Origin of the sequence: Bacillus sp. FSL K6-0268 (genome assembly GCF_038005425.1) — a bacterium.
Classification (GTDB): Bacteria; Bacillota; Bacilli; order Bacillales; family Bacillaceae_G; genus Bacillus_A; species Bacillus_A thuringiensis_S.
This window is the reverse complement of sequence record NZ_JBBOTF010000001.1, coordinates 693,623-706,740: the sequence shown is the minus strand read 5'-3', so window position 1 is coordinate 706,740 and position 13,118 is coordinate 693,623. Positions and strand designations below refer to the sequence as shown.

Genomic DNA, 13,118 nt, shown 5'->3' with positions numbered 1-13,118 from the left:
ACACTTTATACGAAATACTCATAAAAACAGTCTTAATATACATGATAACAGTATAAACTCTATATTTCTTTTAATAATTTAGGGTTATATCTTTTCTGCGTTAGCTGCTTTTAACCACGCTTCGTAGAATTCTGTAACTGATGCATACCGTTCTGCGCGATCTTTATTTACAGCACGATACGCTACCTCATATAATTCCTTACTTGCTTCCCATTTTATAAAAGAACGATTTTTTTCACCGCCTAAAAGTGAGAAAGCCATTGCTCCCATATTAAATACATTTGTTCTTTCATCGATTGTTGCGTTTAGTTCAAATTCCTCTGGTGACATAAAACGGGAGGAACCCCATAGCCGGCCCATTTTATTTATGTAAGGTTTCTTACTGTATAAATCTATATCACAAATTTTTGTTTCGTTTGTATTAAAATTATATAAAATACTACCGTCATAAAAATCTATTGCTACATAGTTTTTCTTTTCTACATAAGTATGGAAAGAAAAAATGGAATATAAGGAATGAATTCGTTCTATAGCAGATAAATGCCTAAATTTATAAAATGGTGAGTTTGGATTTTTATATTTTTCAGGAGGTGGGAAACTCCAATGCGAATGAAGACATTCACCATCAAACCAATCGAAAATTAATACATATCCAGATTGGACTGGAAAATGATCAATTAGTCTTATGAGCGATTCATGCTTTAAATCTTCATAGATAGTAACTGAATTTTTTAGCCTTTTAATAGCGTGACCCGTTGTTCCTTCAAATGCAATTGTTTGTGCTCCTGCGTATTTGATAAATTTCTTATGCCCATCTTTTTCTACACCAAAACTTATATTACCTGAGTCTTGCTGGTCAAAAACTGCAAATACGGTCCCTAATTTAATAAGCCAATCAAAATTATGATATTCTTTTAATTGGAATGTTACGTTATTTAACTGAATTTCCACGGAATTATCTTTCATAGATTACCTCACATTTAATATAATTATGTTGTATATTCCACTATTCGACATATTTTATGGAAATCCTATGCTAATAATATAAAATTTTATAAATATAATGATAAATACTTATAAAGAGGTGAATACAATGGATCAACAAATTGTTATTAAAGCATATCAAAAAGACTGGGTTGAAGAGTATATAAAAGAAAAAGAGAAATTCTGTTCCTTGTTAGGACAAGAAATAATTGCTGTTGAACATATAGGAAGCACAGCAGTAGAAGGATTAGGAGCTAAACCTCTTATTGATATGATGATTGGCGTAACAGACTTACAAATTACTGAAAACTGGATTGAAGTTCTATCGGAAATTGGATATGAGTATGTTCCAAAAGATGCAACCAATTGGCGTTTTTTTAGAAAGGGAAAATGGAGAGCGGGTACTCATCATTTGCATATTTATATTTATAATAGTGATGAGTGGAGAAACAATATTTTATTTCGTGACTTTCTAATAAGCCATGAATGGGCACGTAAAGAATATAGAGAATTAAAAGAGAGGCTTGCTATTACATATGCTTTTGATCGTGTTTCATATACAAAGGCAAAAGCGCCATTTATTCGAAAAATATTAGAATTGGCTAGAATTCAATAAATTTATAGATTCTTATCTAACTAGTTTTGAAACCTCTTCCTATACTTTTTATAGGGAGGGGATTTTTTGTTTTTTTCATGACAAAATATATAAGTTCTAATTATTGGAGGCAAACTATTTTATTTATTTTGATATTTCGAGTACATTGGAAATATTAAGGGGGAATTAAGCAATGAAAGCTATTGTACATCAATATAAAAAAGGATTAGAGGGATTAGAATATAAATTTTCACCTGAGATAAGTCCTAATGCAGGTGAAGTAAAAGTAAAGTTAAAAGCTGCAGGATTAAATCATAGGGATTTATTTATTATAAATAATAGAAAAGAAATGGATCTATCATTAGTAATAGGGTCAGATGGATCAGGAGTTGTTACAGAAATAGGAGAAGGAGTTTCAAATATTAAACTACATACAGAAATTATTATTAATCCTAGTATTGGATGGGAACATGCTACTGAAGTACCGGAGTTACCGGAAGTGCTAGGTGGACCGAAAGATGGAACGTTTGCTGAATATGTAATTGTACCAGCTGAAAATGTAGTAGAAAAGCCTTCATATCTTACTTGGGAAGAATCAGGTGTTTTATCTTTATCCGCACTAACTGCATATAGAGCGCTTTTTACAAAAGGTAGACTGAAGTGCGGCGAACACGTTTTAATTCCGGGAATAGGCGGTGGTGTTGCTACATTTGCCATGTTATTCGCGAAAGCAATTGGCGCAAAAGTGAGTGTTACTTCTAGGGTAGAGAATAAAAGGGAACTTGCTGAGAAATATGGTGCAGATATTTCTTTTCATAGTGCTGGAAATTGGGAAGAGAGCTTACAAGGTGAAAAAGTAGATTTAATAATAGATAGTATAGGTCCGGCAACTTTTTTGAAATATTTTGATGTATTAAAACCAAATGGAAGAATCGTGAATTTTGGTGCAAGCTCAGGAGATAAAATTGAATTACCATTACGCGCGCTATTTTACAATCAAATTGATATTATGGGAACATCCATGGGTAGCGGTGAGGAATTTAATGAGATGATAAAATTTATAGAAAAACATCAAATTAAACCAATTATTGATAAAGTTTACTCGTTAGAAGAAGCAATTCGAGCACTAAGCCGTATGGAACATGGAGAACAATTCGGAAATATTGTACTTCAAATGAATTAAAAAATATGATTTTGCAATTAGTATATTTAAATGAATATGTTATGTATCCCAAACATGAAAAAATACGAACCGCCTTATTATAAAGGCTTACCAGCTTTATACATAAATTGCGTATAAAATTTGTTTTATAATTGTCATATGAATAATAGTAAAATGAGGATTAGATGAAAAAAGTTTAAGCCTATTTTCATAATGGTATTGTATACTGTGTAAATCAAGAACACTTGTATGTAAGGAGAGAGTTTAATGAATTACACAGTATTTCAGTGGTTTAATAATTTTGCTGATTCATCCAAACTATTAGATACGTTAATGGTTGCTATTACAAATAGCGCTGCATACGTAGCCATTTTATTTATGCTTATCTTATGGTTTAATAATGGAAAGAAAGATAAGGCAATTAGAAAACAATATACAGTTTTATATACGACGCTTTCGGTTATTTTTGCATTATTAGTAAATGTTCTTATACACGCAGTATATTACCATCCGCGTCCGTTCGTATCACATGATGTACATCAATTAGTACCACATGCAGCAGATTCATCATTCGTTAGCGATCATTCTGTACTTGTATTTTCAATCGTCTTCGTATTTATTCTTAGAGGAGAAAAACTGAAATATATCGCGCTATTATGGGCAGTATTAGTCGGTATATCACGTATGTACGTAGGTGTTCATTATCCTTTAGATATACTTGGTGCAGCATTCTTAACACTTATTATGAGCGCATTAGTAATGCAAAGTGCACGTATGTTTGAACCAATAGCGAAACTTGTATTCAAAATGTATGCATTAGTAGCGAGACGAATTCCTTTCTTAGCGAAATATAACCATATCGCATAATTGTATTATAAAAAAGTTCCCCTTTGGACATCCAGAGGGGAACTTTTTTATAGGAAATACGAAAAGAGTTTAGAGTGCTCTGTAATCAAGTTGTACTAATTAATATTTCGAAATTTCACGCACCGAATTTAAATTATATAAAATAATGACACAAAATAACAACAGTTAGTTTTGCATTGTTTTAAAGGAATTAAAAAGAAAACTTCGAAACATATAGTATCGCAAACAAAAATTACAAATTTAAAAACGTATCTTCGTACGAATCCATTCCAAAAGAGAGGAGATAAGTATGCAAAAACTCCAAACGAATAAAGGCGCTCGATATATGATGATTGCTTTTATTGTTTTGTTTCTTATTATGATTTTGCGTATATTCTATATTCAGGCAGTAGGAGTCGTGCATAATGTGAATGTAAAGGATCTAGCGAATGAACAACATAATAAAAAAGGTGTTTTAGAAGCGAATCGTGGCACTATCTATGACCAAACCGGGAAGGTGTTAGTACAAGATTCTACAACGTATCGAGTTGTTGTGAATTTAAAAGGAAAAGATAAAGTGAAAAATAAAGATGAAACCGCACAACAATTAGCCGATGCACTTGAAATTGATAAAGAAGAAGTATTGAAAAACTTGCATGAAGGGCGTACACAAGTTGAAATTGGAAAAATTGGTCGGAACTTATCTAGGGAAACGAAGGAAAAAATTAATAATTTAAAAATACCAGGTGTATCTTTTATGACGGAAAAAGCAAGAGTGTATCCGAATGAAGACTTTGCATCCTATATACTTGGTTTTGCTAGACCAGATGATAAAGGGAATACAGAAGGAAAGTTTGGGCTTGAAAAGAGTTTGGATAAATATTTGCGCTCTACAAACGGGAATATAGAATATGTGGGTACACGAAGGGGGATTCCGCTTACGAATGATATAGGTAAAGTAGAACCTGCTAAAAATGGGAATAACGTATATTTAACCCTTGATAAACAAATTAATAGCTTTTTAGAAGAAGCGATGAACAAAGCACAAGAGCATTATGATCCTTCTATGTTAATTGGAATTATTGCTGATCCAAAAACAGGAAAGGTTTTAGCAATGTCTAGTAAACCTAGTTACAATCCTAATGTAGGTGATATCGAATACTTTTTAAATGATCCGATTGCAAATGCATATGAACCAGGTTCAACAATGAAAGTTTTTACGTTAGCAGCTGCCATTAATGAAGGTGTATATAACGGAAAAGAATATTTTCAATCTGGAAAATATTCCGTGGGTTCATCTGATATAAAAGATCATAATGGTGGATTTGGATGGGGATCAATTACGTTTGATGAAGGTTTTGAAAGGTCATCAAACGTAGCTTTTTCTATTTTAGAAGATCAGTTACTGAAACCAAATAAATTTAAGCAATATATGAATAAATTTGGATTCAATCAAAAAACAGGAATAGATTTACCTGGTGAAAGTAAAAATACTTTATTATTAAATACGCAAATTCAACAAGTTACAACTTCTTTCGGTCAAGGTTCTACAGTAACTCCTATTCAATTAATCCAAGCGGCTACTGCAATAGCAAATGATGGGAAAATGATGCAACCATATATCGTTGATAAAATTGTAAATCCAACAAACAAAGAAGTTATTATGGAAAATCAACCGAAAGAAATTGGGAATCCGATAAAAAAAGAAACAGCGGACAAGGTTAGAAGCTTAATGGAGCGTGTTATAACATCTTCAAAAGGAACTGGTACAATGTATAAAGTGGATGGTTATCCAATTGGAGGTAAGACAGGAACAGCACAAATCCCGAATCCTGAAAACGGCCGATATATGGAAGGGAAAGAGAATTACATTTTCTCCTTTTTAGGAATGGCTCCAATTGATGATCCGGAGTTAATCGTATACTTAGCTATTAAGCAGCCAAAGTAAAAGGAGATGAGTATGGAGCTCAGCCTCTTGCTGAAATATTTAAACCTGTTATAAAAAACAGCCTTGAATATTTAAAAGTGAAACCGTATACAGAAAAACAAATAGCTGATGCAGCGAAACAATCTCAATTAAAAGTGCAAAATTATGTAAATAAATCGATGGATACAATAGAGAAAAGTGTAGAAAAAGAGAAGCTACAGCCGGTAATTTTAGGAGAAGGAAAAATAATAAAACAATACCCACAGTCTGGCGAGGTAATAAGTGAAGGAGATCGTATATTTTTATTAGGAAATAACGCACATATGCCAAATGTAAAAGGTTGGTCCATGCGTGATGTTATGTATTTCTCTAAGCTTTTGAAATTAGATTTGAAAACTTCTGGTACGGGTTATGTAACGAGCCAAAGTATTGAAAAAGGACAAGGTTTACAAGAAGGAGATACACTAGAAATAGAATTAGAACCTCCGTTACAACCGTTAACAGAGGCGAATACAAATTAATTCAGGTATTTGGAAGGAGCTATATGAAAATGGCTCTTTCTTTAGAGTTATAAGTAATTTCACGCACCGTAATTTTTAGAAAAAATAATAAATAAGCGAATTAATAATACTACGTTATTAAATATCTGATTATTTTTTATTTACAGTTAAAATCATTTGTGATAATATGGAAAAAATCAAATGCAGTGAAGAGAATAGTAAATAAAATGAATTTTTCACAGAGAGCTCCATTTAGCTGAAAAGGAGTAAAAATTCTTTATTGAATCAAGCCTCTGAGCAGTACACCGGAACCTGTTATGAAGGGGGTGGTGTGACGGGAGCTCCCGTTATAGAGCTATGGTATAAGCATGAATGAGAATGCAGTACCTGATAAGGTTAGTATGGTGACATATTAACAAACTAGGGTGGCACCGCGATGATAATCTCGTCCCTAAGATTAAAAGTCTTGGGGGTGGGATTTTTTTATTGTTGTAAAACAATTTGGAAAGCGGGGGCCAAAAATGAAAAACTTACTTAAAGATTGGAAATATCCTTTATTACTATTGTCCGGAATTGGTATTGCGAATTTAGGGGCATGGATTTACTTAATAGCACTGAATGTACTTGTCTATAATATGGGTGGCTCAGCCTTAGCTGTTGCTACTTTATATGTAATAAAACCATTAGCCACTTTATTTACAAACGCTTGGTCTGGGAGTATGATTGATCGTTTAAATAAACGGAAGTTAATGATTCACCTCGATATATATCGTGCGTTATTTATCGCTATTTTACCTTTACTTCCGTCACTTTGGATTGTTTATGTATTCGTATTCTTTATAAGTATGGCCAGTGCAATTTATGAGTCAACTGCTATGACGTATATGACGAAATTAATTCCAGTAGAGCGAAGACAACGTTTCAACTCACTACGTAGTTTAATAGGATCTGGTGCATCACTAATTGGACCAGCAGTAGCGGGGGGATTATTAATTGCGGGTACACCAGAATTCGCTATATATATGAATGCTATAGCATTTCTCTTATCAGGATTAATTACATTACTTTTACCCAACCTTGATAAGAAAAAAGATTCGGATACAACTAGTAATACATTATCCCTTACAGTATTAAAAAAAGATTGGAGCACTGTTATAAATTTTAGTAGAAAACATGTGTATGTCGTATATGTGTATTTTTTATTTCAAAGTATGTTCGTATTAGCAACTGCTACTGATTCACTTGAACTATCGTTTGCGAAAGAGGTATTACTACTAACAGATAGTGAATACGGTTTTCTAGTTAGTATAGCTGGTGCAGGCTATATATTAGGTGCCATAACAAATACAATTTTGTCAAAGAAATTAGCACCTTCATTTCTAATTGGAATAGGATCATTATTCATCGCAATTGGTTATTTAATTTATGCCTTTTCAAATGTATTTTTAATAGCTGCTATTGGATTCTTTATTTTATCTTTTTCGATGGCATATGCAAATACAGGATTTTATACATTTTACCAAAATAACATCCCTGTTCATATGATGGGACGGATCGGGAGTATATATGGGCTTATTATTGCGTTAGTAACAATTTTTATTACAATATTATCTGGTGTTGCGACTCAGTTCATTTCTATACAACTTGTAGTTATTGTAGGGTCATTAATAATGTTATTTATCACTATCGTATTGTGTGTGTTTACTTTATTCCCATTGCAATCTAAGTTGTATTCTACTGAATCAATAAAGTGAAACTTTAATCAGTGGGGGTTTTGTTCATCCCCCGCTTAACTTCCACTGAATTTTGAGGTGGGGGTCTTACTGTCCGTTAATGCGGGATAAATTCGAAATAAACTTTGTGTTCTCATTAACAATTTATCGTATTCAATAAGAGGGTTCTTTCCCCTTTATATGGAAAAATTAATAAGGGGAAAGAACAATTTGGAAAGATAAGGGTGGTTGTCGTGATAAAAACAAAAGATGAGATTAATAAAATTGTAAAAGAAATACAAAAGGAAATAGATTTCTCTGGAGTAGTTTTAGTAAAAAAAGAAAAAAACCTAGTCTATGAAAAAGCATTGGGTTACGCAAACCAAAGTGAATGTATAAGCAATACGATACAAACAAGATTCGGCATTGCCTCAGGATGTAAAATTTTCACTGCAATTGGCATCTGTCAACTTGTTGAAAAAGGTGTTATTTCTTTTCATACAAAATTAAAAGATTGTCTAGAGATAAAATTTCCAAACTTTGATGAAGATATTACAATACATCAACTACTAACGCATAGCGCTGGTATACCAGATTATTTTGATGAAAGTATTATGGATAACTTCGAAGATCTTTGGAAACAAACACCTATGTATCTATTAAAGAGCTTAAAAGATTTTTTACCATTATTCCAAAACAGTAATATGATGTTTACACCTGGAAGTAAGTTTCACTACAACAATGCAGGTTTTATCATACTCGGATTAATAATAGAAGAACAGACGGGATTTAAATTTACGGAGTATATAGAAAAGAACATATTTAATCCAATTGGTATGAATGATTCTGGCTATTTTTCTTTAGATAGATTACCAAGACATACAGCACTAGGATATATAAAGGATGAAACTAACCAAAATTGGAGAACAAACGCCTACTCTATACCAATAAAAGGAGGAGCTGATGGAGGTGCATATGTTACTGCACCAGACATGCTGAAATTTTGGGCGGCACTATTTAATAATGAAATTTTAGGAAAGGAATATACAAAGTTACTTTTAACTCCCCACATTCAAGTAAATGATAAACAGTCTTACGGCTATGGAATATGGATTGAAACACGAGAAAACAAGGTATTCAAATATCATATAATGGGATATGATCCAGGCGTCAGTTTTCGCTCGTCTATATATCCAGAATTAGGAATCACTTTAGTTATTCCATCGAATAAAGGGGCAGGACCCGAAAAATTAATGACAGAAATAGAAAGAGCTTTTTAATTATATGGATATTAAAGAAGAGATACAAAAATAATTTAAACGGGTTCATGATAGTTTCTATTTTGAAAAATATTTTAGTTAACGAGAAACCCTTTATTTAGTAAATAAAGGGTTTTATAATTTCATAAAAATATATACAATTATATAGATTTTGGAATTCGAAAACATTACTATATAGTTGTAAATTTTAATTATTCATTCATATGAAAGGGCGTGTTAGCAATTTGTATATGATCAACGGTAGTTTGTTTATTATTTTAGGGGTTATTTGTTATTTAATTGTACGTGGAATATTAATTGGTACCAAAAATAAAAAACATGTGATTTGGTGGAAAGAAATAATAAGTTTTTTATTCGTGGTCTACATTTGTATGGTTGTTGCAGTAACTTTATTCCCTTTACCAATTGGTTTTCCTTCTAATGTTGAAAATCTGAATCGCTCGGTCAATATAATACCATTTGCATCAATTATTAAAGACATCAATCAAATTGGTAGTGCTTATGATGGGGATGCCCTGTTTATGATTGGTCTAATTGTAAGAAATGTAGGCGGGAATATTTTATTATTAATGCCTTTAGGATTTTCAGCACCAATCTTATGGGATAAATATACGAAATTCAAAAATAATATTTTATTAGGATTTGCTATATCAGTTAGTATTGAATTGCTACAATTAATTGAGTCTTTATTTAGTGGAGTGGGACGTATTACTGATATTGATGATGTGATCTGTAATGTTATAGGTTCTATTGTTGGATATTGTATTTATAATATCTTTTTAAAAGCTATTAATAAATTTAACATTCGATTGTTGGGTAAAACTAATTCTAAAGGTGTGGAATTAGTTGATAAATAGGAGTTTAAACAAGTTATTAAAAGCGTACGAGTAAAAAGTACGTCTTTTTATTTTTATAAATAATGCTTAAGGCTGATGAGAACTCACATTTTCCATCTTACACTTGAAAGTAGCTATTGTATTTCAATTATGGAATGAAAAGAGGAGAATATAATCTTTAAAGATAAACAAGTTTATAGGAGGATTCTAAATGGATATTTTACTTGTTGTTCTTATTATTGTTTTGATGCAAAGTAAAGAACGAAAAGTGAAAATAAACCGTATTTGGCTCATTCCGGCTTTGTTGTGCTTTGTAACAGTTCAGTCCATTATTCGTATGGGACAAATAACTTTGCTGCAAGGACTACTGTTTTTTGTAATGCTTGGAATTGGCTTAGGTATTGGAATTATACGGGGGAAAGCTTTAACATTTCGATTAGATAGTGAAACGGGTCATGTACTACGGAAAGGAAATTGGGTAAGTACAATAATTCTTCTTGTTATTTTAGGAGCAAAAATTATTATTAAACAAAGTATGTTTTCTGGTAGCACGCACCAGACACTAATGGTTGTAACAAATGCCTTTTTATGTATTACATTAGGCACCGTAATTAGTAGACGTTATTATATTTGGAAAAAATATAATGAATTAACACAAAAAGCGTAAATACATGCATCCCTTGTTTAACATTGTTGCGAACGGTAATACTAAATAACATTGAACTTTTACAACAAGGGATGATAATATGATATACATTTACACAGACTTCGGCGGTACACATACAACATCACTAGCTGCAGCATATCATTTAAATAAATTACCAACGGATCGTAAGTTAACAAAAGAAGAAATTTTGAATGTAGATTACTTTAATAAATTGAAAACAGAAGATATGGGAAAAATTATTTTTCATGGAATAGACGAAAACGGTCATCCTGTATATACGATTGGATGTGGCGCATCAAAAGTTGTTGTACCAGCGATGAAGCATTTAGGAGAAATCTTGCAAAAACATTATCAAAGTCATGAAAAAATTATTTTTTCTAATACATCACCAACCGTACCTTTACCAATGACTTTTGGTGGTCTGTTTTCTAGAAGGTTCCATATCGATTTTATTGGCGTACCGTTACTCGTATGGGGAGCAAAAATTTGCTGTGATAATATACAAAGGCTTGTTAGTTATACAAAAGAGGCAGGAAGATTAACGAATGATTATGTTGTAATTTTAGATAATGAAACTTTTAAATAGTATATGAATAAGAAGAAAATCGAGCAAATTCCTTGATTTTCTTTTTTATTTGTGGAATAGACAAGAAATAGTCACATTTAATATACATCTACTATAGCCAAAATAATAAAGTCCTGTTACTATTACAGGGATATTCTCTTTTTATAACATAAATATATAGAAAAATTAGAAAAGAGGAATTGAATTAAGGGAGGAACAACATGAAGCGTGTTGCTTGGATTACTGATAGTACAACTGCGAATTTTAAAACAGAAGGAGATAACTTTGTTATCCCAATCGAAGTTATTATTGATGGAATTTCGTACAAAGATTGTGAAGAAGGTGTACGTGAACGGGTTTATAATGCGTTAAACGAAGGTAAAACAGTCACTACTTCACAACCTAATATTGGGGAAATGGTAGAGTTGTTTACAAAATGCAAAGAAGGATATGAAGAAGGATTTGCAGTTGCTATTAGCGGAAAAGTAAGTGGAACCTATCAAAATATGAAGTTAGCTGCAGAAATGGCAGGTTTTCCATTAACTGTATTAGACAGTGAAACAACAAGTTATCCAATGGATGAATTAATTAGAAAAGCGAAATCGTTATACAATGATGGTATGACTTTACAAGATATACACAAAACATTAGTAGATGAAAAAAGAAGACCTTTTCATGTATTCCCAAAGAGTTTAAAAGGTTTATATGCGAGTGGTCGTGTAAAGGGTATTCAATTTTTACTTGGAAGTTTATTAAGTGTGAACTTAATACTAGAAGTAAAAGGTGGAGAGCTTTTACTTGAAAAGAAAGTTCGTAAAATCCAAAAATGTCGAGAATATATTAAAAATGAACTTGAAAAAGAATTACCAAAAGTACTTCATATGTTCCATGCTAACGATAAAGCTGGAGCGGAAGAATGGATTGCAGATATTAAACAAGCATTCCCCGAAATGGATTTCAAATTATATCCATTACCAATTTCATTTGCGGTTCATGCAGGTGAGGGAACAATAGCAATTAGTTATTAAAGTAAAACCCGTGAATCATTCACGGGTTTTTTCAGAGTGTTGGGAAAGACCTTATATACTATAAGGTCTTTTGTACCTCTTAAAATGACTTGAATAGCGTTTATTTGAGGTCATTAGGTAGTTAGAGATTGATGACTATCTTTAACGAAAAAAGTTGAAGTCATATTTTTAAATGCTAATAAATCAGAATATTCTACCTTTTATTTCTACAGTTACAATCTATTTACATATAAGATTATTAGGATTATATTGACAATGAAAGAAAAAACAATAGATGGAAGGGGATGTTTTTTATGTTTAAAAAAGCAGCACTAGGGATTTCATCGTTAGCAATCACAGCGTTCGTCGGATTAGGGATGGCAACAGAAGCTTCAGCTGGACCAGCAGCACCACTTACTTCACTAAACGTCGTACAAGTAGAGTCTGAGCTGGGCGGAGTAGAAACAATTAACCAAAACAGCTTTAGCACAACACGTAACCACGGGGGAAAATACTTATATATTACAACGAAAGAGATGGGATACGGTCAAAATCCGTTTACTAAAATGAATGGTTCTAATGTAAAAAGTATTGGATCCACAATAATCGGCGGAAAACCAATCGTTGGCTGGTATTACAAATGGGATGCGTCTGGACATCAACAAGGAACATTTGAATACCAAAAAACATCTATAAACGCGCCATTTAATACAATGCGTACGTCAATTTATATCCAATAATTTTTGAAAACGTTCGCACATATAGAATAGTTAAAAAGGTACTTCTAGGAGTACCTTTTTTTGATTTGAATCACGTTCATCTATATTTACAATTCCGATTCCATAGCAAGAACACTTCCCATAAAACAAAATCCTTAACGTCTATAAAATTTATATGAACGCGTAGTACAAGTCCGCTACAGTTAAAGTACGTAACTTTACATATTTCAACTCAATGAAAAAGGAAGAAACTGCAGTACTTACGCCGCAGTTTTAAATTCATCCATGAACTCACAGTTTTTAGATATATAGACATAA

General features: G+C 32.1%; 11 protein-coding genes, 1 pseudogene and 1 other annotated feature. Of the genes and pseudogenes, 11 read left to right on the top strand and 1 reads right to left on the bottom strand.

Translation table 11 applies throughout. From position 1 onward, the window contains the following. Positions 1–84: 84 nt before the first annotated feature. Positions 85–966 carry a protein kinase domain-containing protein gene (locus MHI28_RS03610; RefSeq protein ID WP_000654535.1) on the bottom strand — a complete coding sequence of 294 codons (882 nt, stop codon included), beginning with the start codon at positions 964–966 and terminating at the stop codon, positions 85–87. Between the two features lie 127 nt (positions 967–1,093). Between MHI28_RS03610 and MHI28_RS03605 the strand changes: the two genes are divergently transcribed. The 11 genes and pseudogenes from MHI28_RS03605 to MHI28_RS03555 all read left to right on the top strand — a co-directional run bounded on the left by MHI28_RS03605 (position 1,094) and on the right by MHI28_RS03555 (position 12,821). After that, positions 1,094–1,600, top strand: coding sequence for a GrpB family protein (locus tag MHI28_RS03605; RefSeq protein WP_000372679.1), 507 nt, complete (start codon positions 1,094–1,096; stop codon positions 1,598–1,600). Positions 1,601–1,772: 172 nt separating this feature from the next. Further along, on the top strand, positions 1,773–2,762 hold the full coding sequence (locus MHI28_RS03600; protein ID WP_000644523.1) for a zinc-binding dehydrogenase: 990 nt from the start codon (positions 1,773–1,775) through the stop codon (positions 2,760–2,762). A gap of 246 nt (positions 2,763–3,008) precedes the next feature. Next, positions 3,009–3,608 carry an undecaprenyl-diphosphatase gene (locus tag MHI28_RS03595; RefSeq protein WP_001110130.1) on the top strand — a complete coding sequence of 200 codons (600 nt, stop codon included), beginning with the start codon at positions 3,009–3,011 and terminating at the stop codon, positions 3,606–3,608. Between the two features lie 289 nt (positions 3,609–3,897). After that, positions 3,898–6,035 (top strand): annotated as a pseudogene (locus tag MHI28_RS03590) (penicillin-binding protein). A gap of 176 nt (positions 6,036–6,211) precedes the next feature. Further along, positions 6,212–6,470 (top strand) — a binding site (T-box leader). Between the two features lie 65 nt (positions 6,471–6,535). Beyond that, positions 6,536–7,768: an MFS transporter gene (locus tag MHI28_RS03585; RefSeq protein ID WP_000793320.1), complete on the top strand. Its 1,233-nt coding sequence runs from the start codon at positions 6,536–6,538 to the stop codon at positions 7,766–7,768. Between the two features lie 212 nt (positions 7,769–7,980). Then, positions 7,981–9,006 carry a serine hydrolase domain-containing protein gene (locus MHI28_RS03580; protein ID WP_000598055.1) on the top strand — a complete coding sequence of 342 codons (1,026 nt, stop codon included), beginning with the start codon at positions 7,981–7,983 and terminating at the stop codon, positions 9,004–9,006. 224 nt (positions 9,007–9,230) lie between these two features. Next, positions 9,231–9,863 carry a VanZ family protein gene (locus MHI28_RS03575; RefSeq protein ID WP_000281840.1) on the top strand — a complete coding sequence of 211 codons (633 nt, stop codon included), beginning with the start codon at positions 9,231–9,233 and terminating at the stop codon, positions 9,861–9,863. Positions 9,864–10,053: 190 nt separating this feature from the next. Further along, the gene (locus MHI28_RS03570; protein WP_000353715.1) at positions 10,054–10,509 is read left to right on the top strand and encodes a DUF1453 family protein; all 456 of its coding nucleotides are present in this window, start codon (positions 10,054–10,056) and stop codon (positions 10,507–10,509) included. Between the two features lie 79 nt (positions 10,510–10,588). Then, positions 10,589–11,095 (top strand): DUF3189 family protein, encoded by a 507-nt coding sequence (locus tag MHI28_RS03565; RefSeq protein WP_000639423.1) that lies wholly within the window; start codon positions 10,589–10,591, stop codon positions 11,093–11,095. Between the two features lie 200 nt (positions 11,096–11,295). Beyond that, a complete protein-coding gene (locus MHI28_RS03560; protein WP_000831922.1) occupies positions 11,296–12,102 on the top strand; it encodes a DegV family protein in 807 nt (268 codons plus the stop codon). A gap of 293 nt (positions 12,103–12,395) precedes the next feature. Beyond that, positions 12,396–12,821 carry a DUF4879 domain-containing protein gene (locus MHI28_RS03555; protein WP_000472921.1) on the top strand — a complete coding sequence of 142 codons (426 nt, stop codon included), beginning with the start codon at positions 12,396–12,398 and terminating at the stop codon, positions 12,819–12,821. Positions 12,822–13,118 lie beyond the last annotated feature (297 nt).